Below are 24,449 nucleotides of genomic sequence, written 5' to 3'. Positions count from 1 at the left end.
TTTAATGCCACGGCATGATCGGCACGGCGCTGAGGGCATTTTTCGGCGATCCCTCCACGACCTTATCCGAGTAGGCCAGATAAGCCAGGGTGTTACGCTTCGCATCATAGAAACGCACGACCTGCAGTTTTTTGAACACCAGCGAGGTGCGTTTCTGGAATACCACTTCGCCCTGTGACTTGCCGTTTTTAATCTTATCGCTCAGCTCAACCGGCCCCACCTGCTGACAGGAGATCGCCGCATCGGAGGTATCTTCCGCCAGCCCCAGTCCGCCTTTAATACCGCCGGTTTTGGCCCGGCTGATATAGCAGGTCACGTTTTTCACTTCGGGATCGTCAAAGGCTTCAACAACGATCTTATGGTCAGGCCCGAAAACCTTAAATACGGTATCAACGGAACCAATTTCTTCTGCCTGCGCGGCATGTCCGGTTAATAAAAGCAGCGTACTGAGGATCAATGTCTTGTATTTCATATTGTTACCATATTTGAAAATTACATTGCGTCATTATTCAACAATGATGAGAAAAAAGGTAGTCAGATCACAGGATTAGAATATATCCCCCCGAAATGCAGGGCAAAGCGCATTTAAGCGCAAAAAAAACACTGAATGCTAAAACATCAAAAAATGCTATTATCCGCTAACCTGTTTAGCAGGGTGTCTGCTGTATTAAGGATGAGGATAGTATATGGATCAGGCTGGAATTATTCGCGATCTTCTTACCTGGCTGGAAGGCCATCTGGACCAGCCTTTGTCACTCGATAATGTGGCGGCAAAAGCGGGATATTCTAAGTGGCATTTACAACGGATGTTCAAGGATGTCACCGGTCACGCCATCGGCGCCTATATCCGCGCGCGTCGACTTTCCAAATCCGCCGTGGCGCTTCGCCTGACCGCGCGTCCTATTCTGGACATCGCCTTACAGTATCGTTTTGATTCGCAGCAGACCTTTACCCGCGCGTTCAAAAAACAGTTCTCGTTGACCCCTGCGCTCTATCGTCGCTCGCCGGACTGGAGTTCATTCGGGATGCGCCCGCCGCTGCGTCTGGGCGAATTCGAGATGCCGAAGCACGAGATGGTCACCCTGCCGGAAACCCACCTGATCGGCACCACTCAAAGCTATTCCTGCTCGCTGGAGCAGATCTCCGAGTTTCGTCACCAGATGCGGGTTCAGTTCTGGCGTGATTTCCTCAGCCACGCCCCGGCCATTCCGCCGCTGCTGTATGGCCTGAACGAAACGCGTCCAAGTCTGGAAAAAGATGACGAGCAGGAGGTCTTCTACACCACGGCATTAACGCCGGAGATGGCCAACGGCTATATCCAGGGCTCGAAACCGGTGGTGGTGGAAGGGGGTGAATACGTGATGTTCACCTATGAAGGATTGGGCACCGGCGTACAGGAGTTCATCATGACGGTGTACGGTACCTGCATGCCGATGCTGAACCTGAATCGCAGAAAGGGTCAGGATATTGAGCGTTACTATCCGTCAACGGATGTTAAACCGGACGAACGCCCAATCGATTTGCGCTGCGAATACCTGATTCCAATCCGCCGTTAACGCTGTAGCTCATCTAATGCAGGGGCATCGAGATGCGAGATATCCCCTGCCATCTCCACAATCCAGCCTGACGCCAGCCACGGACTCTGCTGATAATCGATGCGGGAAAGCGAGCAGTTACGCAGACGCAGGCGACGCTCAGCCCATGCTGGCAGTCCCAGAATCGTACTGACCAGGCAACCCAGCGCCATACCGTGACTCACCAGCAGCGGTCGACTGCCCTCAGGCAGCTCCAGACAGGCCGCCAGCGCCGCGTGCATACGCTCGCTCATCTCCAGCATCGATTCGCCTTCCGGTATGCGGCCATCTTCAGAGCCGTTAACCAGCGTACGACGCCACGCCTCTTCCTCTTCGGTCAGGGTATCGATAAGCCGCTTCTCCAGCACCCCCATGTCCAGCTCGCGCAGGCGGGCATCCACAGTGACATCGCAGCCGCAGGCCTGCGCGATGATCTCTGCTGTGCGCCGAGTGCGACCTAAATCGCTGGCGATGATATGGGTGATGCCCAGTGTTCTGGCGCGCTCGCCAACCTGCCGGGCCTGTTCTTCACCCTTGGCCGTAAGTGGACTATCTGACTGGCCTTGAATACGTCGCTCGGCGTTCCACTGCGTCTCACCGTGGCGAACAAGGTATACCTGTAACATGCTTTTTTTCCGTTATACTGCGATGATATTTTTAGAGTTAGGCTTAATTATGCACCAGGTTGTCTCTGCTACCACTAATCCTGCCAAAATTCAGGCAATTCTAAGGGCATTTGACGAGATCTTCGGCGAAGGATCCTGCCATATTGCCTCTGTCAGCGTCGAGAGCGGCGTCCCGGAACAGCCATTCGGCAGCGAAGAAACCCGGGCTGGCGCACGCAATCGCGTGGCTAACGCCAGGCTGGCTCGTCCAGATGCCGATTTTTGGGTGGCGATTGAAGCGGGTATTGACGAAGGCGCCACCTTTAGCTGGGTGGTTATCGAGAGCCGCGACCAGCGCGGTGAAGCACGCTCGGCCACCCTGCCGCTGCCGGAAGTGATTCTGGATAAAGTGCGGGCAGGTGAAGCGCTCGGCCCGGTGATGTCGCACTACACGGGCATCGATGAGATTGGGCGTAAAGAGGGGGCGATTGGGGTCTTTACCGCCGGGGCACTGACGCGCTCAAGCGTTTACCATCAGGCGGTGATTCTGGCGTTAAGCCCGTTTCATAACGCGATTTACCGTTAATTTCCGGATGGCGGCTTCGCCTTATCCGGCCTACGGTTTGCCCTCAAGCAATACCTGTTCGAGCCAGTGGCGCAGTTCAACCGGCGCCGATTTCAGGCTGTTCGATCCGCGGGTGATGGTGGCGATCCCCGCCCCCAGCTCGCTTTTCAGCTCGCGCTGGCTCATCTCACCGCGCAGTAACTCCTCAATGATCCGCACCCGTGTGCCCAGCGCCTCGCGCTCGTCGGGGGTGAGCATCAGCTGCAGCAGCGGCAGATGCAAATCCTGGTCATAGGATGCACGAAGCAGCTCTACAAAGCGAAGCCACTCCTGATGACGTTGTTCGGCCATCGCCGATGAATATGGGGAATGCTGGGTCATGTTATGCCGCCTGTTGTACTCTTAAACGAGTACAAGCATAACATAACCCACACCGATCAGTAACGTCGCTGCCACTCACTGTCGCTCATCAGGGCATCTTTCTCTCCCATGAAGTAGCGATAGTAAGCATCATACGCCAGCACGTTCTTCACATAGCCGCGGGTTTCCGAGAACGGAATGCTCTCGACAAAGGCCACCGCGTCGATACGTCCGGCGCTGTTGCCAAGCCAGGTGCGCACCCGTCCCGGACCGGCGTTATAGGCCGCCGAGGCAAAGATACGGTTATTCCCGAACTGGTCGTAGACGCTCTGCAGATAGGTGGTGCCGATGTTGATGTTGGTCTCCGGATCCAGCAGCTGCGACGGACTGCTGTAGCCCGGAATAGAAAACTTCTTCACCGTATGGGCGGCAGTAGCGGGCATCACCTGCATCAGACCACTGGCCCCCACCGGCGAGCGCACTTTCGGGTTCCAGGCGCTCTCCTGACGGGCAATGGCCATCGCATAGCTCTGCGGAATCTCTTTCCCGCTGGTGTAGCGTTTGAACAGATCGTTATAGGCCAGCGGGAAACGCTCTTCGAGATGATCCCACAGCTTGCCGGCGATCGTCGCCTGCACGCTCAGATCCCACCAGCGGTTATCAAAGGCATAGCGCGCCAGCTGGGCTTTCTCTTCCACGGTGCGGCTGGTCACCAGATTCGCCCATTCACTGCGGGCGGTGTTATCCAGATTCCAGTACATTAACTCACGCACCCGCGCCATCTCCGGCCCGTTCACCAGCGCCGCATTGACACCGGCCGGGGCTTTATCAATCCTGAGGCTGTACTCTTCGCCAAGGCGCTGAGCCGCCGCCATCGGATAGAAACCACGCTGCTGCATCAGGGCGTGCAGAATCGATTTCGCCTCGTCCTCCCGGCCCCGCTCCAGCAGGAGATCGGCCTGCCAGTAGCGCCACTCGTCTTTCTCTTTAGCTTCCATCGGCAGACGCGCCAGCCAGGTGTTCAGGCCGCGGCGATCGCCGTTGCCCAGCGCCATACGCACCCGGCGCTCTACCAGCGAGGTGGAGTTTGAGCGCATAATCGCGTCGTCGCGCCAGCGGGCCTGGTCGTCGGTGAGGTCATTGCCCATCAGTCGCCACGCCACGATATCGCGCAGCTCCTGGGTCTGATCGTCATTCAGCTGCTGCGCCTGGGCCAGGGACGGGATCATCAGCCGGGCGTTTTCCACGTCATCCCGCGCCACGCTGGTAAAGGCCACCGCCGCCATCTGACGGGTAAAATCGGTAGCGCCGGTAGTGCGGGCAAAATCCATCACCGTCTTCGGATCGCTCGCCAGCTGGATCAGGGCGCTGGAGATGGTCTGGTACTCCGACGGCATCTGCCCGGCGAGGGTGGTCACCAGACGGGTGTTACCCGCTTTCATCGCCAGACGGATGCGCTCGAGGTAGGCCAGCGGATCCTGCTTGCCGGACGCGCGCCAGGCACCAAACAGCGAGTCGCAGGCGTTCGGCTGGCTTTTCCCGGTGAGCCACAGCTCTTTGGCACCGTTCCAGGCCTCTTCCTGCTGACCCGTCGCCCACTTCGCGTAGTAGTAGTTACACTGCGCTTCAGTGGTGCCGGGCTTCTCCGGGCTAAAGGCCAGCAGGCCACGCCAGTCTTCACGACGCGCCAGCTCGTTGACAAAGCGCGACTGCAAGGTACGCGCGGGCGGCAGCGTCGGGTTGGCCTGAATAAAGTTTTTGACGGTGACGGTCGGCTGGTTCATCAGATCGTCAGTCAGCTGACGGTATTCCAGATACGGATACAGCGGATAGTCTTTCAGCGTCGGCATCAGGGCCTGCACCGTCTCCATCTGCCGCTGATCCCACGCCTGTTTGATCTGGGCATAGCGGTTACGTTGTTCATCCAGTGAATCGGCTCGCGCCGCGCTGCTGATGGTCAGCACGCATACGCTGGCAGCCAGCACTTGCCAGGCCACCTGTTTGGCTTTTACCACACGCTCGTCCTCTGTTAATCGTCGTTAAATGCAGCGTCTTGCCGCGCAAAAGCGTAATTAACTTATGCTAACCAGGCATCGCTTAACGCGCCACGTCATGGACACATTTTTACCTTTCTTGCGCGCTTTAACACTCCCGGCGTCGATGGCTGGGATTAGGCAGGGAAAAAGGCTACACTTCGCCACTATTCTCATCACGATAAAAGAGGCGAAGTCCAACGTGGCTCAATTCGTTTATACCATGCATCGTGTCGGCAAAGTGGTCCCGCCGAAACGTCATATTCTTAAAAATATCTCGCTGAGCTTCTTCCCGGGCGCAAAAATCGGTGTTCTGGGTCTCAACGGTGCCGGTAAGTCCACCTTGCTGCGCATCATGGCAGGCATCGATACAGACATCGAAGGTGAAGCCCGTCCACAGCCTGGCCTTAAAATCGGTTACCTGCCGCAGGAACCGAAGCTGAATCCGGAGCACACCGTTCGCGAGTCCGTCGAAGAAGCCGTTGCCGAAGTGGTTAACGCGCTGAAAGGTCTGGATGAGGTGTACGCGAAGTACGCCGAGCCGGACGCTGACTTCGATAAGCTCGCGGCTCAGCAGGGCAAGTTTGAAGAGATCATCCAGGCACACGACGGTCACAACCTGAACGTGCAGCTGGAGCGCGCGGCCGATGCCCTGCGTCTGCCAGACTGGGATGCCAAAATTGAAAAACTGTCCGGGGGTGAACGCCGCCGCGTCGCGCTGTGCCGTCTACTGCTGGAAAAGCCAGACATGCTGCTGCTCGACGAACCGACGAACCACCTGGATGCGGAATCCGTTGCCTGGCTGGAACGCTTCCTGCACGACTTCGAAGGCACCGTAGTGGCGATCACCCACGACCGTTACTTCCTCGATAACGTAGCGGGCTGGATCCTCGAGCTGGACCGCGGGGAAGGTATTCCGTGGGAAGGCAACTACTCCTCCTGGCTGGAGCAGAAAGATCAGCGTCTGGCGCAGGAAGCTTCTCAGGAAGCGGCGCGTCGTAAGTCGATTGAGAAAGAGCTGGAGTGGGTTCGTCAGGGCGCGAAAGGTCGTCAGTCTAAGGGCAAAGCCCGTTTGGCACGCTTTGAAGAGCTGAACAACGCCGAATACCAGAAGCGTAACGAAACCAACGAACTGTTTATTCCACCTGGAGCCCGTCTGGGTGACAAAGTGGTGGAAGTCAGCAACCTACGTAAATCCTACGGCGACCGCGTGCTGATCGACGATCTGAGCTTCTCGGTACCGAAAGGCGCAATCGTGGGTATCATCGGTCCGAACGGCGCGGGTAAATCGACCCTGTTCCGTATGATGTCCGGTCAGGAAGCGCCAGACAGCGGCACTATCACCCTGGGTGAGACCGTGAAGCTGGCCTCCGTTGACCAGTTCCGTGATGCGATGGATAACAGCAAAACCGTGTGGGAAGAAGTCTCCGGCGGGCAGGATATCATGCGTATCGGCAACACCGAGATGCCAAGCCGCGCCTACGTGGGCCGCTTCAACTTCAAGGGTGTTGATCAGGGTAAACGCGTGGGCGAACTGTCCGGTGGTGAGCGTGGTCGTCTGCACCTGGCCAAACTGCTGCAGGTTGGCGGTAACGTGTTGCTGCTCGATGAACCGACCAACGACCTGGACATCGAAACCCTGCGTGCGCTGGAAAACGCCATGCTGGAGTTCCCGGGCTGCGCGATGGTTATCTCGCACGACCGTTGGTTCCTCGACCGTATCGCGACCCACATTCTGGATTACCAGGATGAAGGTAAAGTAGAGTTCTTCGAAGGTAACTTCACCGAATACGAAGAGTACAAGAAACGCACGCTGGGCGCCGACGCGCTGGAGCCGAAGCGTATCAAGTACAAGCGTATTTCGAAATAAAAGCACTGATTGCCGGGTGGCGGCTTCGCCTTACCCGGCCTGGGAAACCGTAGTCCCGGCAAGCATAGCGCCGCCGGGCAATTAGCGGCAGAAGTGTTACCCCTTCTCCCCCATCATCTCTTTCACCAGCTCCACGCAGCGCAGGAAGCGGCCGTCGTAATCCGCCTCTTCCACATGCACAAAGTCGATATTGTTCGCTTCCAGCATCTCCACCAGCATCGTCTGGAACTCTCTGCGATCCACTGAGCTGCCCAGGCTGCGCATCCCGTCCGCCACCCACGGAGTGTTGTTCTCCAGCAGGATCACCAGGTCGAAGCGGTACTCGTCGATCAGCGCCTGCACAAACGGATGTTCGCGCCCTTCATACTTTTTACAGAAGGCCTGAGTAGTGACGAAGTCGGTATCGACAAACGCCACTTTGTTGGCATATTTGACCGCGAAATCAATATACTGGGCATGGCCGAGGGCGATTTTGTCGTAGTCGGAATACTGGAGCGCCATCTCATCCCCGCCGAGGTGCGAGAAGACATAATCCCGGCCATACTCCCAGGCGCTGGTGGTGTTGAAGATGTTCGCCAGCTTGTTGACCAGAGTGGATTTGCCGCTGGACTCCCCGCCGAGGATCGCCACGGTACGCACAAAGAACGGCTTCACTTCCGTCGGGATGTATTCCCAGTAGCGGAACGGGTTTTCGCGGATCTGCGCCCCGCTGATGTTCATAAAGGTGCGTTTAGGGTCAATCAGCACCGTTTCCGTTCCCAGATGTTCAGGATACTGCGAGGCATCGGACTCTTCAGAGGTGTAGATCCAGTTCGGCTGGATCCCTTTCTCTTCCATAAAGGCTTTTATGCCGTTGCTCCACACGTCCCAGCCGTGGGGATAAGGTTCCATGCCCTCTTCATTAAAGGCATGAATGCGGATGTTTTTCTGATACTTGAAGGTCTGCAACAGCCAGCGCAGGCGGTCAGAGACGGTCGGCTGCTGGGACATGGCGCTGGCTTCGAACAGTTCGCGGTCGCGCGTGTCATCGTAGCCCATGATGATATGCAGTTCGTCCACCTGGCTACAGGCGCGCTGGATCAGGTAGACATGCCCGGTATGCAGCGGGTAAAACTTGCCAAACACCACGCCGATGTTCTTCTGCATACGCGGAAACTCAAGCCCCAGAAAGCGATGCAGCGCTTCCAGCTTCTGCGCGCTGGGGCTTTTGATTTTGGCATTCAGCAGCTGGCTTAAATAGCCCTTGGTCATACCGCTGGCTTCCGCCACCTGCTGCAAGGTGCAGCCCTTCTGGCGGATCGCGGTCTTGATATAGTCAAATGACGACATAAATTACGGTGCCTCCTGCAACAACGAATAAGTAATTATAAGTCGTCAAAGACACTTAGCGCATCAGAGAGTTTTTTAACGGGGAAAACCGTCATCCCTTCCGGCAGCTTTTTCGGCACGTTGGCGGCTGGCACAATCGCCCGGCGGAAGCCGTGTTTTGCCGCCTCGGAGATACGCTCCTGGCCGCTCGGTACCGGACGGATCTCTCCCGCCAGCCCGACTTCGCCAAACACCACCAGATCCTGTGGCAACGGGCGGTCGCGCAGGCTGGAGACCATCGCCAGCAGCAGCGCGAGGTCGGCGCTGGTTTCGGTGACTTTTACCCCACCGACCACGTTCACAAACACGTCCTGATCCGCCATCTGCAGGCCACCGTGGCGGTGCAGCACCGCCAGCAAAATCGCCAGACGGTTTTGCTCGAGGCCTACCGCCACGCGACGCGGGTTGCCCATCATCGAATGATCGACCAGCGCCTGGATCTCCACCAGCAGCGGGCGTGTCCCTTCCCAGACCACCATCACCGAGCTGCCGGACGTCACTTCATCTCCGCGGCTTAAGAAGATGGCCGACGGGTTGCTGACTTCACGCAGCCCCTGCTCGGTCATGGCAAACACGCCCAGCTCATTCACCGCACCGAAGCGGTTTTTGTGGCTGCGCAGGGTACGGAAACGGGTATCGGCATCGCCATCCAGCATCACGGAGCAGTCGATACAGTGCTCGAGCACTTTCGGACCAGCCAGCGCGCCATCTTTGGTGACGTGGCCGACCATGATGATCGCTACCCCGCGGGTTTTGGCGAAGCGCGTCAGGTAGGCTGCGGTCTCACGCACCTGGGCAACGCTACCCGGCGACGATTGCACGTCGGCCATGTGCATCACCTGGATGGAGTCGATCACCATCAGCTTCGGCTGCTCTTCTTCAGCAATCATGCAGATCTGCTCGATGCTGGTTTCGGAGAGCATATTCAGATCCTGGGTCGGCAAAGAGAGGCGGTGGGCGCGCATCGCCACCTGCTGCAGCGACTCCTCCCCGGTGACGTACAGGGTTTTCATCTGTGAGGCGAGTTTGCACAGGGTTTGCAGCAGCAGGGTCGATTTCCCGGCCCCCGGGCTACCACCGATCAAAATGGCGCTCCCTGGTACCACGCCGCCTCCCAGCACCCGGTCAAACTCCTTAAACCCGGTGGAGAAGCGCGGCAGCGCTTCAAGGCTGATGTCGGAGAGCTTCTGGACTTTTGATACGCCCGCGTTGCCTGCGTAACCGCTCAGGCGCTCGTTACGGGCGACGGTGGGTGAAGCGGCAACTCCGCGCACTTCGGTGATGGTGTTCCAGGCATGACAGGCGCTGCACTGCCCCTGCCAGCGCGGATAATCCGCACCACATTCATTACAAACAAATGCGCGTTTTGGAGCTTTCGCCACGTTTTACCTCTTTATTTCTGATTCACGCTGCCGGAGAGAATGCAGAACACCCCCATCAGGTCAGCATGACGGATAATGACTTCCGTCTTTTCATTCACGGTCGGTTTAGCATGGTAAGCAATGCCCAGCCCGGCCACTTTAATCATCGGCAGATCGTTCGCGCCGTCGCCAATCGCCACCGTCTGGGCAACCGGGATGTCATATTTTTCCGCCAGACGCGTCAGGGTGCTGGCCTTGAACTGGGCATCAACGATCTGGCCAACCACATTCCCGGTCAGCTTCCCGTCCCTGATCTCCAGTTCGTTGGCGACCACCGCATCCAGACGCAGCTTGTCGCGCAGATACTCGGCAAAGAAGGTGAACCCGCCGGAGGCGATGGCCACTTTCCAGCCCAGGGTTTCCAGCTTCAGCACCAGCTGCACCAGGCCCGGCATCAGCGGCAGTTTTTCACGCACCTGCATAAGAATATTGGCGTCGGCATCCTTCAGGGTCGCCACGCGCTGTTTCAGGCTGGCGGTGAAGTCCAGCTCGCCGCGCATCGCACGCTCGGTCACTTCGGCCACCATCTCGCCGGTACCGGCCAGTTTGGCGATCTCGTCGATGCACTCGATCTGAATGGCGGTGGAGTCCATGTCCATCACCAGCAGTCCCGGGGTTTTCAGATGCGGAATTTTACCGAGGGGAGCCACATCCAGCCCGGCGTCGTGCGCCAGACGGGTGGCGCGCTGGGTCAGGGAGCCGGCCAGACGAATGACCTGATAATCTTCCACGCACCAGGCGGCAACAATCACCATCGCCGCACCCAGCTTGCTCTGATACTGGGTTAACTGCTGTTTATCCAGGCCGCGTCCATACAGCAGCCAGCCGCTACGGCCAGCATGGTAATCCAGAGGCATTACCTCATCACCACTTAATGAGAGCGGCAATCCTGGCCATAAAGAGACATCGTTGGGCAGGTCGCACCAGGTAATGTTTGGCATTAAAGCTCCTGTAAAATCGTTCGCGCCGGGAAGTATCCAGGGGGTGAAAATAACGCATGAGGCTACCTTGTAACCATCACTTCTGGCAACATTAACCCCGAAAATTTTCAGCAGGTGGAATATGGCTCGTGCAAAACTGAAATTCCGGCTTCATCGTGCCGTGATTGTCCTCTCCTGTCTCGCCCTGTTAGTGGCGCTGATGCAGGGCGCATCCTGGTTCAGCCAGAATCATCAACGACAACGTAACCCGCAGCTTGAAGAGCTGGCACACACCCTGGCCCGTCAGGTGTCGCTTAACATCGCCCCCCTGATGCGTACCGAATCGCCGGATGAAAAACGTATCGGCCAGATCCTGCATATCCTGACGGATGAGAGCCGGATCCTTGATGCCAGTGTTTATGATGAAGAAGGCGAGCTGATTGCACGTTCGGGCGAGCATGTTGAGGTGCGTGATCGGCTGGCGCTGGATGGTAAAAAAGCCGGCGGCTACTTTAACCAGCAGCTGGTGGAGCCGATTCAGGGCAAAAACGGCCCGCTCGGCTATCTGCGTCTCACCCTCGACACCCATACTCTGGCCACCGAGGCCAAACAGGTGGATAACACCACCAACATCCTGCGCCTGATGCTGTTGCTGTCGCTGGCAATTGGCGTGGTCCTGACCCGCACGCTGCTGCAGGGCAAACGCACCCGCTGGCAGCAGTCCCCTTTCCTGCTTACCGCCAGCAAGTCGGTGCCGGAAGAGGAAGAGAGCGACAAGAAGGAATAGTGTTAAAGTAGCCAGACGATTCAGAAAAGGAACTTTGCCATGACGACGTTACGCCTGCTTATCTCTGACTCTTACGATCCCTGGTTTAACCTTGCGGTGGAAGAGTGCATCTTCCGCCAGATGCCCGCCACGCAGCGGGTGCTGTTCCTGTGGCGCAACGCCGATACGGTGGTCATTGGCCGGGCGCAAAATCCGTGGAAAGAGTGCAACACGCGACGCATGGAAGAGGACAACGTCCGCCTGGCGCGTCGCAGCAGCGGCGGCGGCGCGGTGTTCCACGACCTCGGCAATACCTGTTTTACCTTTATGGCGGGGAAGCCGGAGTACGACAAAACCATTTCCACCAACATTGTGCTTAGCGCGTTACAGGCGCTGGGGGCCACGGCGGAAGCGTCCGGGCGCAACGATCTGGTGGTGAAAACGCCAGAAGGCGATCGGAAGGTTTCCGGCTCGGCCTATCGCGAAACCCTGGACCGCGGTTTTCACCACGGCACCCTGCTGCTGAATGCCGATCTCAGCCGCCTGGCAAACTACCTCAATCCCGACCAGAAAAAGCTGCAGGCCAAAGGCATTACCTCCGTGCGCGGACGGGTTGCCAATCTGGTGGATCTGCTCCCGGGCGTGACCCACGAGCAGATCTGCGACGCGATCCGTGAGGCGTTCTTCGCCCATTACGGCGAGCGCGTCGAGGCGGAAGTGATCTCCCCGGACAAGACCCCGGACCTGCCGAACTTTGCCGAGACCTTTGCCCGTCAGAGCAGCTGGGAGTGGAACTTCGGCCAGGCCCCTGCCTTCTCGCACCTGCTGGATGAGCGATTCACCTGGGGCGGCGTGGAACTGCACTTCGACGTCGAGAAGGGCCATATCACCCGCACGCAGGTCTTTACCGACAGCCTGAACCCGGCCCCGTTAGAAGCCCTTGCGGCCCGTCTGCAGGGCTGTCTGTATCGGGCAGATATGCTGCAGCAGGCGTGCGACGCGTTGATCGGCGATTTCCCGGAGCAGGAGATGGAGTTGCGGGAGCTGTCGGCCTGGATTGCGCGGGCGGTGAGATAATAAAAGCCCGCTAACGCGGGCCTGTAAGCGTAGGCCGGGTAAGGCGAAGCCGCCACCCGGCATGACAGGACTTACTCTTTATCGCCCAGCAGAACGGATTCCAGCGCGATTTTGATCATATCGTTGAAGGTGGTCTGACGCTCAGCGGCAGTGGTCTGCTCGTGAGTACGGATATGGTCAGACACGGTGCAGATAGTCAGGGCTTTCGCACCGAACTCAGCTGCTACACCATAGATGCCTGCCGCTTCCATTTCCACGCCCAGGATGCCGTATTTTTCCATCACGTCGAACATCTCGCCGCCGTCTGGCGCGTAGAACAGATCCGCAGAGAAGATGTTACCCACGCGAGCTTCAACGCCCAGCGCTTTGGCGGCGTCAACCGCGTCACGCACCATGCCGAAGTCAGCAATCGCCGCGAAGTCGTGATCTTTGAAACGCATGCGGTTTACTTTGGAATCGGTGCAGGCACCCATGCCGATAACGATGTCACGCAGCTTAACGTCCATACGCACGGCGCCACAGGAGCCGACGCGGATGATTTTCTTCACGCCGAAATCGGTGATCAGCTCTTTGGTGTAGATGGAGCAGGATGGGATACCCATGCCGTGACCCATTACGGAAATTTTGCGGCCTTTATAGGTCCCGGTGAAGCCCAGCATGCCGCGAACGTTGTTCACTTCACGCACGTCTTCGAGGAAAGTTTCCGCGATGTGCTTCGCGCGCAGCGGGTCGCCAGGCATCAATACGACGTCAGCGAAATCACCCATCTCTGCATTAATGTGAGGAGTTGCCATCTTCAGATCCTTTTATATTGTTGTTTTGCCGGGTGGCGGCTACGCCTTACCCGGCCTACCAAAACCGTAGGCCCGGCAAGCAACGCGCCGCCGGGCAATCGCATCAGAACATGGCTTTGCCATATTCCATGTCAGACGTACCAAAGTATTTCGCGATGGTCTGGCCGATATCCGCGAAGGATTCACGGTGGCCCAGCGAGCCTGGTTTCACTTTCGGGCCGTACACCAGCACTGGAATGTGCTCACGGGTGTGGTCGGTACCGGTCCAGGTCGGGTCGCAGCCGTGGTCGGCGGTCAGGATCAGAATGTCATCTTCCCCTACCAGCTCCATCAGCTCCGGCAGACGGCGGTCGAACAGCTCCAGACCCGCAGCGTAGCCTGCAACGTCACGACGGTGGCCCCAGGAGGAGTCGAAGTCCACGAAGTTGGTGAAGACGATGGTGTTGTCGCCCGCTTCTTTCATCTCTTTCACGGTGGCGTCAAACAGCGCGTCCAGACCGGTAGCTTTCACTTTTTTGGTGATACCGCAGTTGGCGTAGATGTCCGCAATTTTACCGACGGAAACCACCTGGCCCTCTTTCTCATCGACCAGTTTTTGCAGCACGGTTGGCGCTGGTGGCTCAACGGCCAGATCGTGACGGTTGCCGGTACGCTGGAAGTTACCCGCTTTGTCGCCCACAAACGGACGCGCGATGACGCGGCCAATGTTGTAGCCGCCTTCGGTCAGCTCTTCACGGGCGATTTCGCACAGCTCGTACAGACGATCCAGGCCAAAGGTCTCTTCGTGGCAGGCAATCTGGAACACGGAGTCAGCCGAGGTGTAGAAGATCGGCTTGCCGGTTTTCATATGCTCTTCGCCGAGCTGATCGAGGATCACGGTCCCGGAGGAGTGGCAGTTGCCGAGGTAGCCCGGCAGGTTGCCGCGCTCAACCAGCTTATCCAGCAGCTCCTGCGGGAAGCTGTTTTCGTGGTCAGAGAAGTAGCCCCAGTCGAACAGAACCGGTACACCAGCGATTTCCCAGTGACCTGACGGGGTGTCTTTCCCGGAAGAGAGCTCGTGCGCCCAGGCGTATGCGCCCACCACTTCCGCGTTGCCATCCATACCCGCGGCAACGTTGCCGGTAGAGCCTTCGTGGGCTTTCACCAGACCCAGACGGGTCAGGTTTGGCAGATTCAGCGGGCCCTGACGCCCGGTGTTCGCTTCGCCTTTGGCACAGGCTTCTGCGATGTGACCCATGGTATCTGCACCCGTGTCACCAAAGCGATCTGCGTCTTCTGTAGCGCCGATGCCGAATGAGTCCAGCACCATAATAAATGCACGTTTCATATGTTCTCCGTACTCAGTGCTTATAAAAAAGCGATCAGATCAGTATACCGCTATTCGGTAATACGACGATAGACGCAAGGCGTGGTTTCTGGCGCTTTATCTGCCAGAGTAATGGCCGCCTTCACGGCTTTCGCCGCATCCTGCCAGCTGTTTTCATCTTTTGCGTGGATCACCGCCAGCGGACGTTGGCCGTCAACGCTGTCGCCCAGACGGGCCATATCGGTGAAGCCGACGCTGTAATCAATGGTATCCGACGCCTGACGACGACCGCCGCCCATCGACACCACCGCCATGCCCAGCGCGCGGGTGTCCATTGCCGAGACAAAGCCTTCGGTATCCGCGTAGACCGCTTTGCTGAGCATCGCGGTTGGCAGGTATTTGGCGTAATTTTCCACGAAGTCGGTCGGGCCTTTCTGCGCGGCGACCATCCGGCCAAAGATCTCGGCCGCTTTGCCGTTATCCAGCACCGCCTGCAGTTTAGCGCGGGCGTCGGCGTCATCTTTCGCCAGCTTGCCGGAGATCAGCATCTCAACGCACAGCGCCATGGTGACGTCGAGCAGACGCGGATTACGGTATTCACCGGTCAGGAACTGCACCGCTTCACGTACTTCGACGGCGTTACCGGCGCTGGAGGCCAGGACCTGGTTCATGTCGGTGAGCAGCGCGGTGGTGCGCACGCCTGCGCCGTTGGAGACGCCAACGATCGCTTCGGCCAGCGCGGCAGAGAGTTCATAGGTCGGCATAAAGGCGCCGCTGCCCACTTTGACGTCCATCACCAGCGCATCCAGACCTTCAGCCAACTTCTTGGCGAGGATCGAGGCGGTGATCAGCGGGATGGAGTCGACGGTCGCGGTAATGTCTCGCGTGGCGTAAAAACGCTTATCCGCCGGGGCAAGGGAGCTGGTCTGGCCGATAATCGCCACACCAACGTCCTTAATAATGTCGCGGAAGCGATTGTCATCCGGGAAGATATCGAAGCCCGGGATGGCTTCCAGTTTGTCGAGCGTACCGCCGGTATGGCCGAGGCCACGCCCGGAGATCATTGGAATATAGCCGCCGCAGGCAGCGACCATTGGGCCCAGCATCAGTGAGGTGACATCACCCACGCCGCCGGTGGAGTGTTTATCCACGATCGGGCCATTAAGATTAAGGCTCTTCCAGTCCAGAACGGTCCCTGAATCCCGCATCGCCATGGTCAGCGACACGCGCTCCGGCATCGCCATATCGTGGAAGAAAATGGTCATCGCCAGGGCCGCAATCTGCCCTTCAGAGATGGTATTGTCGCGAATGCCGTTGATAAAGAAACGGATCTCTTCGTCGCTTAAAGCATGACCATCACGTTTTTTACGAATAATTTCTTGTGCGAGAAACAAAATAACCCCCTGAGGAATTAGTCGAAGGCTAACCGTAGGCCGGGTAAGCGTAGCGCCACCCGGCGAACCGGAACAACGCCGGATGGCGGCTACGCCTTATCCGGCCTACAGCGAACAATGCTATTAGTAGCTGCTTGCGCTCTTACCGTCGCCGTGACCCAGCGCTTTCAGCAGGCTGGCCAGTAGACTGGAGGCGCCAAAGCGGTAGTGGCGGGAATCGGCCCAGTCGGCACCGAACAGTTCGTCGGCAATCGCCAGGAACTGCTGCGCGTCTTCCGCAGTACGCACGCCGCCTGCCGGTTTGAAGCCCACGGTTTTTTCCACGCCCATATCGCGGATCACTTCCATCATGATGCGAGCGCTTTCCGGAGTGGCGTTTACCGGCACTTTACCGGTAGAGGTTTTAATGAAATCGGCACCGGCTTTGATGGAGATTTCAGACGCTTTACGAATCAGCGCTTCTTCTTTCAGCTCGCCGGTTTCGATGATCACTTTCAGCAGCACGTTTGCCGCAGCGCAGGCTTCTTTGCAGGCTTTCACCAGATCGAAACCGATCTGCTCATTACCGGCGATCAGCGCGCGATACGGGAAGACCACGTCCACTTCATCGGCACCGTAAGCGATAGCGGCGCGGGTCTCTGCCAGGGCGATCTCGATATCGTCGTTGCCGTGTGGGAAGTTGGTGACGGTGGCGATACGCACGTCCGGCGTACCCTGCTCGTTCAGCGTTTTACGCGCGATCGGAATGAAACGCGGATAGATACATACCGCGGCGGTATTGCCCACGGCGGTTTTTGCCTGATGACACAGGGCGATCACCTTCTCGTTGGTGTCGTCGTCATTCAGGGTGGTCAGATCCATCAGTTTCAGGGCGCGCAGGCTGCTTGCGGTTAAATCGGTCATAACATTCTCCCGGCGTATAGCCGTAAAATTTTACCTTGCGGGTCTGTGAGTATTCTAACATCCACCCGCATTCTCACTTCGACATTCATCACAGTTAAGGAAATCCGCATACAAATTTGCATAACCGTAATGAGATCAACTTCAAATAATTTAGCTACAACTGCTGATTAAAGCGCCAGGCACACGCGCAGGATCAATGGCGACCGACGAGACGCTTTCTACAATCCTTCCCCATCACTGCAGAAAAATAAGGAAGCGAACATGTCCCCCGATGGCCTGCAACTACGTTGCCAGCAAATTGTGACAAGCCCAGTGTTAAGCCCCGAACAAAAACGCCACTTTCTGGCGTTGGAGGCGGAAAACAACCTGCCTTATCCGACGCTTCCCCCTGAAGCGCGTCAGGCGCTGGAGGCGGGGTTTATTTGCGATATGTTTGAGGGCCACGCGCCGTACAAGCCGCGCTATGTGTTACCCGACTATGCGGTGTTCCTGAAACAGGGTTCGGAATGGCTGGAGCTGGAAGGGGCGCAGGATCTGGATGATGCCCTGTCGCTGTTAACCATTCTTTACCATCACGTTCCGTCCGTTACCGGCATGCCGGTGTTCCTCGGCCATCTTGATACGCTGCTGCAGCCGTATGTTAGAATTCTAACACAACAAGAAATCGATATTCGAATAAAACGTTTCTGGCGCTATCTCGATCGCACCCTGCCGGATGCCTTTGTCCACGCCAATATCGGCCCGGCCGATGGCCCGGTAACGCGCGCCATTTTACGTGCTGACGCAGAGCTTAAGCAGGTTTCACCGAATCTGACCTTTATTTATGATCCTGAGATCACCCCGGACGATCTGCTGCTGGAGGTGGCCAGCAATATCTGCGAATGCAGTAAGCCGCATATCGCCAACGGGCCGGAAAATGATAAAATTTTCACAAAAAACAGCTTTGGCGTGGTCAGCTGTTACAACTCCCTGCCGCTGGGTGGCGGAGGCAGCACCCTGGTGCGCCTCAATCTGAAAGCCATCGCGGAACAGAGCGATACCCCAGAGGCATTCTTCACCCGCACGCTGCCACACTACTGCCAACAGCAGATCGCCATCATCGATGCACGCTGCGGCGTCCTGTACCAACAGTCCGGCTTCTTTGAGAATAGCTTCCTGGTTAAAGAAGGGCTGATCGATCCCGACCGTTTTGTGCCGATGTTTGGCATGTATGGCCTGGCCGAGGCGGTGAACGTGCTGTGCGAGAAAGCCGGGCTTAAAGGGCGCTACGGCAAGGATGACCTGGCCAACGCGCTGGGCTACCGCATCAGTGAACAGCTGGCAGCCTTTGTGGAAAATACGCCGGTCAGACACGGCTGGAAACAGCGCGCCATGCTGCATGCCCAGTCGGGGATCAGCTCTGATGTCGGCACCACGCCGGGGGCGCGTCTGCCTTATGGCGATGAGCCCGACCCCATCAGCCATCTGCTGGCGTTAGCGCCGCATCACCGGCACTATCACGCCGGGATCAGCGACATTCTGACCCTGGACGAAACCATTAAACGCAATCCGCAGGCGGTGGTGGAACTCTGTCTGGGCGCCTTCCGCGCCGGGATGCGCGAGTTCAGCGCCAATGTCTCGGGTAACGATCTGGTCCGCGTGACCGGCTATATGGTGCGGCTCTCCGATCTGGAAAAATACCGCGCCGAAGGATCTCGCACCAACACCACCTGGCTCGGTGAAGAGGCCGCCCGTAACACCCGCATTCTGGAGCGCCAGCCGCGCGTGATAAGCCATGAACAACAGATGCGCTTTAGTCAGTAAGGTTATCCCGTTTTCCTGCGTCGACGGGCCCGGCAGTCGCCTGGCCCTGTTCCTGCAGGGCTGTAACCTGCGCTGCAAAACCTGCCACAACCCGTGGACGATAGGACGGTGCAACGACTGCGCCGCCTGCGTACCGCACTGCCCGCATGATGCGCTGAACATTCAGGCCGGACGGGTCTGGTGGGATGAGGCCCATTGTCAGCAGTGCGACACCTGTCTGCAGATGTGCCCGCAGCAGGCGACGCCGATGGCGCAGCGGTTAAGCGTCGAGGAGGTGGTGGCGCAGGTCCGCAAGGTGTCGCCCTTTATCTCCGGCATCACCGTCAGCGGCGGGGAAGCCACCACCCAGTTGCCGTTTCTGCTGGCGCTGTTTACGACCCTGAAAGCCGATCCGCTGTTGCAGCACTTGTCCTGCCTGGTGGACAGCAACGGCCTGTTAAGCGAGACCGGCTGGCAAAAACTGCTCCCGGTGTTTGACGGGGCGATGCTGGATCTCAAGGCCTGGGATAATGAACATCACCGCTACCTGACCGGGCGTGACAACGCACCGATCATGCACAGCATCTGCTGGCTGGCGGGACACAACCGGCTGAGCGAGCTGCGTTTGCTGGTGATCCCGGATCGCTGCGATTACCTGACGCACCGTCGGGAGCTGATCGCGTTTATTCGTCGGTTAGGGGATGTGCCCGTCAGGATCAACGCCTTTCATGCGCACGGCGTCTATGGTGAAGCCCGGCACTGGCGGAGCGCCACGGCAGAGGATGTTGAACCCCTGGCGGAGGTGCTGGAGCGGGAGCGGATCAGAGTGATCCGCCCGGCGCTCTACTTATAGCGGCAGGCTGAACAGCGTGCGGGTATTGTTCAGCAGCGCCTCAGCTATCTCATCCGCGGGTTCGTCACGCAGTTCACACAAGGTAGCAAATACTCTCGCCGCCTGTTCCGGGCGGTTCGGCTGGCCTTGAAAACCGTTGAGGGGCATATCCGGGGCGTCCGTTTCCAGCAGCAGGGCGGAAAGCGGTAATTGCGCCATCACATCCCGGGTTTTACTGGCCCGTGGATAGGTGATGGTGCCGCCAACGCCAATTTTATACCCCATCTCTACGAAGCGCTGCGCCTGCTGCAGGCTGCCGGCAAAGCCATGGACCACGCCGGTCCGGGGCAGATCCTGGCGCTTGAGGTGCATCGCCAGTTTGTCATGGGTGCGCCGGGAATGGAGGATCACCGGCAGATCGTAGCGTTTCGCCAGCTTCAGCTGCGCATCAAGGATCGCTTCCTGACGATCGAAGCGCGGATCCTCCCGGTAGAGATCGAGACCGATCTCCCCCACCGCCACCAGCCTTTCCGGTCGCGCCGCCAGCACCGCTTCCAGCTGGTCAAGATGCTCATCGCGATGAGATTCGATCACAATCGGGTGCAGGCCCAGGGCCATATAGAGCGTCGGATAGCGCGCCCCGAGGCGCAGGACGCGATCGATGCTCGCCACATCAATGGCGGGCACTACAATCGCCGTCACCCCGGCCTCGGCGGCACGCTGGATACTGGCTGGCTCATCGTCGGTGAAAGGCGGGAAATCAAAGTGGCAATGGGTATCGATAAAGCGGTAAGTCACGCCAGATCCTCGCTATCAAACAGGGTGTCATTGGCCTGGGACGCAATCACCAGCGGTGTGGCAACCACGTCGTTGGCGACGCTTGCCGGGGGCACCACTCTCGTGGCCGGGGCGATGATCCGACGCAGCGGCGGCTGCTCGGCCAGCAGTTTGCCCACTGTCGCCAGGAAATAGCGCCCGCACTGGCGTCCGGTTTTGTAGTCGTCCCGCAGGGCGGGTACGCGGCTGCCTAGCGCCATGCTGTTGAGCGGGCGCGGGGGATAAATTTCAAAGATCCGCAGCTTGCCCGGCGGCTTCTCGATAAAGCGCTGGATGGTGTGGTAGCTGGCCTCGTGATGGGAGACCAGATTCAGCATCGGTTGCAGGCTGCTGGTGCCCAGCCAGCGCTCCATCCGCTTAAACCACTCCGGCGTGTAGTACATTTGCGACGGCACGGTGCGGATCACCACGATGGTTTGCGCCCCGCGTCGGGCCGCCTCCTGCACCGGGATCGCGTCGCTGACCCCGCCATCCAGATAGGCGATGCCGTCAAGCGCTGCGCCGGTGCGGTAGAAACCGGGGATGGCACTGGAGGCGCGAAGGATATCCAGCCAGTTCTCTTTTTGTGGGGAGAAATAGCTGGCCGAGTAGTCATCGCCGCGACAGGCGCACATCCAGAAGGCTTTGCCGGTATCGAACAGCCGCGAGGCGTTATCCATCGCCAGCGGCATTTTGCTGGCGGTGGCGTCCAGCAGCCAGTCGAGATCGATCAGATTGCCGCCGCGCACAAAGCGCAGCGGATCGAAGAAGTCGCGGGAGGTGGTGTAACGCATGATCACTTTGCGGGCATAGCCCGGCTGATTGCAGACGTAGGCCGAAAGATTCTGTGCCCCGGCGGAGGTGCCGAAATAGAGATCGAACGGATTAAACTGCGCGCGCATGAATTCGTCCAGGACGCCTGCCGTGAAGATCCCTCGCTGGCCGCCGCCCTCACATACCAGGGCTATCTGGCCTGGTCGAAAAGGTTTCAGGGCCAACGGCGCAATATTGCCGAGCGTGACCGGAATTCGCTGTCCCACCTCTGCTTTCCTGTTTTTTTATTTATTCTGTTACTACACAGTAGCCTATACCTGACGTATGACTCAAATCGGATGCTGACAAACCCCAGGCATAAAAAAAGGCTCATGCTGAGCATGAGCCTTTTTCTTCAAAGTACCTATAACCTGAGCTATGGACGACGGCGTCCGGTGAACAGGCTAACCAGGAACAGGATAATACCGACGACGAAGACGATTTTCGCTGCGCCCGCCGCAGTACCAGCCAGACCACCAAAACCCAGAGCGGCGGCAATTAACGCGATTACCAGAAAAATGATGCCCCAACGAAACATAAGACTCTCCTTAACCATAGTTAATGTCGACCGCATGGTGAGCGCTCAGGTTGCTCACGGCGATATCTAAGGTGTAATTCTTATCTCGCCTTCTGGCCTCAGCCAGAAGGACGATTGTGATGTTTTATTTAACTTTCAGATCGTTTTTGACACTTTTCACGCCATCAATGGCTTTTGCGATGCTCTCAGCACGGTCACTCTGTGCTTTTGAATCAACGGTACCGCTCAGCTGAACAACACCGTCGGTGGTTTCAACTTTCACTTTACGTGATGGCACGATGTCATCCGCTAACAGTTTAGCTTTGATTTCGCTGGTCGTTGCGGTATCGCCCGCATAGCCTTTGGCAGACTGCTCTTTACCGTCACGCACGTGCAGTTTGTCGCTGACAGAGGTCACACCCTCTACCTTTTTCGCCACGGCAACAGCTTTTTCAGCCTGCGCCTGGCTTTCAACAAAGCCGCTCAGCGTAACAACGTTTTTCTCGGTTTCTACGGAAATATCGGTGCTCTTGATGTCATCAGCATCCACCAGCGCAGCTTTTACTTTTGCTGTGATAGAGCTGTCATCCATGAAGTTACCGACTTTATTCATAGAGTTATCGATTTTTTCCCCTGCGGTATTCGCTGTGGACTGTGCTTTTTCCGTGGTTGTGGTTTCTGCCATTGCAGAACCGCATACCAGAGCACTACCCATCATTACCGCCAGCAGAGTTTTCGAAATCTTGAGTTTTTTAGTATTCATCGATGTATTCCTGTGGTTTGCTCCGAATTCGAGCGTAAATCATCATGCGTAAGTAGTCTTTCATACTTCCAATCAACACTCGGGCGAGATGAGAACCTTATCAACACGCATTGAGTGGAGCTTTCATCTGCGCCCGGTGTTAAACACTGAGTTAAATATAGATCACTCTCGGCGCGCTGCTTTCAGAATCGGCTAAAAAACGAGCAACAAGTAACAAAAGATGATGAATTAAGAACATTCCGCAAGGGATTAATAAGGCAGGGATTTAAGCAGAGCACGGCGGCTGCCGTGCTCTGAGAAGGGATTAGTGCTCGCGGGTTTTGCGGAACTGAACGTCAGGGTAACGATCGTGCGCCAGGTTCAGGTTGACCATGGTTGGGGCGATATAGGTGAGGTTGTCACCACCGTCCAGTGCCAGCTGGATCTCGTTCTTACGTTTAAATTCTTCGAATTTCTTCACGTCAGAACACTCTACCCAGCGCGCCGTCGCCACGTTGACCGATTCGTAAATCGCTTCAACGTTGTATTCGCTCTTCAGACGGGCAACCACCACGTCGAACTGCAGCACCCCGACGGCGCCGACAATCAGATCGTTATTGGAAATTGGGCGGAACACCTGCACGGCACCCTCTTCCGACAGCTGAACCAGCCCTTTCAGCAACTGTTTCTGCTTCAGCGGATCCCGCAGGCGGATACGACGGAACAGTTCCGGCGCGAAGTTCGGAATACCGGTGAACTTCATCATCTCGCCCTGGGTGAAGGTGTCACCAATCTGGATGGTGCCGTGGTTATGCAGGCCAATGATGTCGCCCGGGTAGGCCTCTTCCACATGGGAACGGTCACCGGCCATAAAGGTCAGCGCATCGGAGATCACCACGTCCTTACCGGTACGCACCTGGCGCAGCTTCATGCCCTTTTCGTACTTACCGGACACCACGCGCATAAAGGCCACGCGGTCACGGTGTTTCGGGTCCATGTTGGCCTGAATCTTAAATACGAAGCCGGTGAACTTCTCTTCGCTGGCGACCACTTCACGGGTGTCAGTTTTACGTGGCATCGGCTGCGGCGCCCACTCCACCAGACCGTCCAGCATATGGTCGACGCCGAAGTTACCCAGCGCGGTACCGAAGAAGACCGGCGTAATTTCGCCCGCGAGGAACAGATCCTGATCGAACTCGTGGGACGCACCTTTTACCAGCTCCAGCTCGTCACGCAGCTGCTCTGCCAGCTCATCGCCGACCGCCGCGTTCAGCTCCGGGTTATCCAGCCCTTTCACGACGCGCACGTCCTGGATGGTGTGACCTTTACCGGTCTGATACAGGTAAGTTTCGTCTTTATAGAGGTGGTAGACCCCTTTGAACAGCTTGCCGCAGCCAATTGGCCAGGTGATTGGCGCGCAGGCGATCTTCAGCTCGCGCTCCACTTCGTCCATCACTTCCATCGGATCGCGGATGTCACGGTCGAGTTTGTTCATAAAGGTGAGGATCGGCGTATCGCGCAGACGGGTCACTTCCATCAGCTTACGGGTACGATCTTCAACGCCTTTCGCGGCATCGATGACCATCAGGCAGCAGTCCACCGCCGTCAGGGTACGGTAGGTATCTTCGGAGAAGTCTTCGTGCCCCGGGGTATCGAGCAGGTTCACCAGACAGTCGTGATACGGGAACTGCATCACGGAGGTGGTGATCGAGATACCACGCTGCTTTTCCATCTCCATCCAGTCAGATTTTGCATGCTGGCTGGAGCCACGGCCTTTTACCGTACCGGCGGTCTGAATCGCCTGTCCGAACAGCAGCACCTTTTCGGTGATGGTGGTTTTACCGGCATCCGGGTGAGAGATAATGGCAAAAGTGCGGCGCTTGGCCACCTCTTGCAGATAAGGAGACAACGTCATATTAAAATCTTCTTTAATAAGCGCGGCAGCACGCCACGCATTTGGAATACGAATTTGCGGCTATTTTACCCATCAA

Annotated in this window: 23 protein-coding genes; 7 read left to right on the top strand and 16 right to left on the bottom strand. The window is 57.5% G+C overall.

What is annotated here, in order from left to right:
* Position 1: 1 nt before the first annotated feature.
* Entirely contained in the window at positions 2-472 is a 471-nt protein-coding gene (creA, locus tag M8318_RS04675; protein ID WP_262661132.1) for a protein CreA, read from the bottom strand.
* Between the two features lie 214 nt (positions 473-686).
* On the opposite strand from creA, the gene robA reads away from it, so the two are divergent.
* Entirely contained in the window at positions 687-1,556 is an 870-nt protein-coding gene (gene robA, locus M8318_RS04670) for an MDR efflux pump AcrAB transcriptional activator RobA (RefSeq protein ID WP_262661131.1), read from the top strand.
* Here robA and gpmB read toward each other — a convergent pair.
* A complete protein-coding gene (gpmB, locus tag M8318_RS04665) occupies positions 1,553-2,200 on the bottom strand; it encodes a 2,3-diphosphoglycerate-dependent phosphoglycerate mutase GpmB (RefSeq protein ID WP_262661130.1) in 648 nt (215 codons plus the stop codon). The genes robA and gpmB overlap by 4 nt on opposite strands.
* A 49-nt stretch (positions 2,201-2,249) precedes the next feature.
* Between gpmB and yjjX the strand changes: the two genes are divergently transcribed.
* Positions 2,250-2,765: an inosine/xanthosine triphosphatase gene (gene yjjX, locus M8318_RS04660; protein ID WP_106994327.1), complete on the top strand. Its 516-nt coding sequence runs from the start codon at positions 2,250-2,252 to the stop codon at positions 2,763-2,765.
* Between the two features lie 30 nt (positions 2,766-2,795).
* On the opposite strand, the gene trpR is transcribed toward yjjX, so the two are convergent.
* Together trpR and sltY are read right to left on the bottom strand one after the other, a co-directional pair.
* Entirely contained in the window at positions 2,796-3,125 is a 330-nt protein-coding gene (trpR, locus tag M8318_RS04655) for a trp operon repressor (protein WP_106994162.1), read from the bottom strand.
* A 56-nt stretch (positions 3,126-3,181) separates the two neighbouring features.
* The gene (gene sltY / locus M8318_RS04650; protein ID WP_262661129.1) at positions 3,182-5,119 is read right to left on the bottom strand and encodes a murein transglycosylase; all 1,938 of its coding nucleotides are present in this window, start codon (positions 5,117-5,119) and stop codon (positions 3,182-3,184) included.
* A 220-nt stretch (positions 5,120-5,339) separates the two neighbouring features.
* Here sltY and ettA point away from each other — a divergent pair, with 220 nt between their 5' ends.
* Positions 5,340-7,007 (top strand): energy-dependent translational throttle protein EttA, encoded by a 1,668-nt coding sequence (ettA, locus tag M8318_RS04645; RefSeq protein WP_106994160.1) that lies wholly within the window; start codon positions 5,340-5,342, stop codon positions 7,005-7,007.
* A gap of 96 nt (positions 7,008-7,103) precedes the next feature.
* Here ettA and nadR read toward each other — a convergent pair whose 3' ends face one another.
* The 3 genes from nadR to serB are packed head-to-tail and all read right to left on the bottom strand — an operon-like array spanning position 7,104 to position 10,737.
* Positions 7,104-8,336, bottom strand: a complete 1,233-nt coding sequence (nadR, locus tag M8318_RS04640) for a multifunctional transcriptional regulator/nicotinamide-nucleotide adenylyltransferase/ribosylnicotinamide kinase NadR (RefSeq protein ID WP_262661128.1) — start codon at positions 8,334-8,336, stop codon at positions 7,104-7,106.
* 35 nt (positions 8,337-8,371) lie between these two features.
* Positions 8,372-9,757 carry a DNA repair protein RadA gene (radA, locus tag M8318_RS04635; protein ID WP_261644730.1) on the bottom strand — a complete coding sequence of 462 codons (1,386 nt, stop codon included), beginning with the start codon at positions 9,755-9,757 and terminating at the stop codon, positions 8,372-8,374.
* An 11-nt stretch (positions 9,758-9,768) separates the two neighbouring features.
* Positions 9,769-10,737, bottom strand: a complete 969-nt coding sequence (gene serB, locus M8318_RS04630) for a phosphoserine phosphatase (RefSeq protein ID WP_106994325.1) — start codon at positions 10,735-10,737, stop codon at positions 9,769-9,771.
* 121 nt (positions 10,738-10,858) lie between these two features.
* Here serB and M8318_RS04625 point away from each other — a divergent pair, with 121 nt between their 5' ends.
* Complete coding sequence (locus tag M8318_RS04625) at positions 10,859-11,503, top strand: YtjB family periplasmic protein (RefSeq protein WP_262661127.1); 645 nt, start codon at positions 10,859-10,861, stop codon at positions 11,501-11,503.
* 39 nt (positions 11,504-11,542) lie between these two features.
* Positions 11,543-12,559 carry a lipoate--protein ligase LplA gene (lplA, locus tag M8318_RS04620; protein WP_106994157.1) on the top strand — a complete coding sequence of 339 codons (1,017 nt, stop codon included), beginning with the start codon at positions 11,543-11,545 and terminating at the stop codon, positions 12,557-12,559.
* Positions 12,560-12,630: 71 nt separating this feature from the next.
* On the opposite strand, the gene deoD is transcribed toward lplA, so the two are convergent.
* From deoD to deoC, 4 genes are all read right to left on the bottom strand, one after another.
* Positions 12,631-13,353, bottom strand: coding sequence for a purine-nucleoside phosphorylase (gene deoD, locus M8318_RS04615; RefSeq protein WP_010427122.1), 723 nt, complete (start codon positions 13,351-13,353; stop codon positions 12,631-12,633).
* A 103-nt stretch (positions 13,354-13,456) separates the two neighbouring features.
* Positions 13,457-14,680, bottom strand: coding sequence for a phosphopentomutase (gene deoB, locus M8318_RS04610; protein ID WP_166181549.1), 1,224 nt, complete (start codon positions 14,678-14,680; stop codon positions 13,457-13,459).
* Positions 14,681-14,730: 50 nt separating this feature from the next.
* The gene (gene deoA, locus M8318_RS04605) at positions 14,731-16,053 is read right to left on the bottom strand and encodes a thymidine phosphorylase (RefSeq protein ID WP_262661126.1); all 1,323 of its coding nucleotides are present in this window, start codon (positions 16,051-16,053) and stop codon (positions 14,731-14,733) included.
* Positions 16,054-16,176: 123 nt separating this feature from the next.
* Positions 16,177-16,956 carry a deoxyribose-phosphate aldolase gene (deoC, locus tag M8318_RS04600; protein ID WP_225759614.1) on the bottom strand — a complete coding sequence of 260 codons (780 nt, stop codon included), beginning with the start codon at positions 16,954-16,956 and terminating at the stop codon, positions 16,177-16,179.
* Positions 16,957-17,217: 261 nt separating this feature from the next.
* Between deoC and M8318_RS04595 the strand changes: the two genes are divergently transcribed.
* Both M8318_RS04595 and M8318_RS04590 read left to right on the top strand, forming a co-directional pair.
* Positions 17,218-18,759: a YjjI family glycine radical enzyme gene (locus M8318_RS04595; RefSeq protein ID WP_262661125.1), complete on the top strand. Its 1,542-nt coding sequence runs from the start codon at positions 17,218-17,220 to the stop codon at positions 18,757-18,759.
* Entirely contained in the window at positions 18,731-19,591 is an 861-nt protein-coding gene (locus M8318_RS04590; protein ID WP_262661124.1) for a YjjW family glycine radical enzyme activase, read from the top strand. The genes M8318_RS04595 and M8318_RS04590 overlap by 29 nt, the downstream gene beginning before the upstream one ends.
* On the opposite strand, the gene M8318_RS04585 is transcribed toward M8318_RS04590, so the two are convergent.
* The 5 genes from M8318_RS04585 to prfC form a co-directional block, all read right to left on the bottom strand.
* A complete protein-coding gene (locus M8318_RS04585; RefSeq protein WP_262661123.1) occupies positions 19,586-20,368 on the bottom strand; it encodes a metal-dependent hydrolase in 783 nt (260 codons plus the stop codon). The genes M8318_RS04590 and M8318_RS04585 overlap by 6 nt on opposite strands.
* A complete protein-coding gene (locus M8318_RS04580; protein WP_262661122.1) occupies positions 20,365-21,426 on the bottom strand; it encodes a patatin-like phospholipase family protein in 1,062 nt (353 codons plus the stop codon). The genes M8318_RS04585 and M8318_RS04580 overlap by 4 nt, the downstream gene beginning before the upstream one ends.
* Before the next feature lie 149 nt (positions 21,427-21,575).
* Positions 21,576-21,737 carry a DUF1328 domain-containing protein gene (locus tag M8318_RS04575; RefSeq protein ID WP_002887716.1) on the bottom strand — a complete coding sequence of 54 codons (162 nt, stop codon included), beginning with the start codon at positions 21,735-21,737 and terminating at the stop codon, positions 21,576-21,578.
* A 124-nt stretch (positions 21,738-21,861) separates the two neighbouring features.
* Positions 21,862-22,479 (bottom strand): molecular chaperone OsmY, encoded by a 618-nt coding sequence (gene osmY, locus M8318_RS04570; RefSeq protein ID WP_261644726.1) that lies wholly within the window; start codon positions 22,477-22,479, stop codon positions 21,862-21,864.
* 304 nt (positions 22,480-22,783) lie between these two features.
* Positions 22,784-24,373: a peptide chain release factor 3 gene (prfC, locus tag M8318_RS04565; protein WP_166181543.1), complete on the bottom strand. Its 1,590-nt coding sequence runs from the start codon at positions 24,371-24,373 to the stop codon at positions 22,784-22,786.
* Between the last annotated feature and the right edge of the window lie 76 nt (positions 24,374-24,449).

It is taken from the genome of Leclercia tamurae, from assembly GCF_025566055.1.
Lineage (GTDB): Bacteria > Pseudomonadota > Gammaproteobacteria > Enterobacterales > Enterobacteriaceae > Enterobacter > Enterobacter tamurae.
Note: the sequence above shows the minus strand (reverse complement) of the source record. Positions and strands in the feature narration are given on the sequence as shown.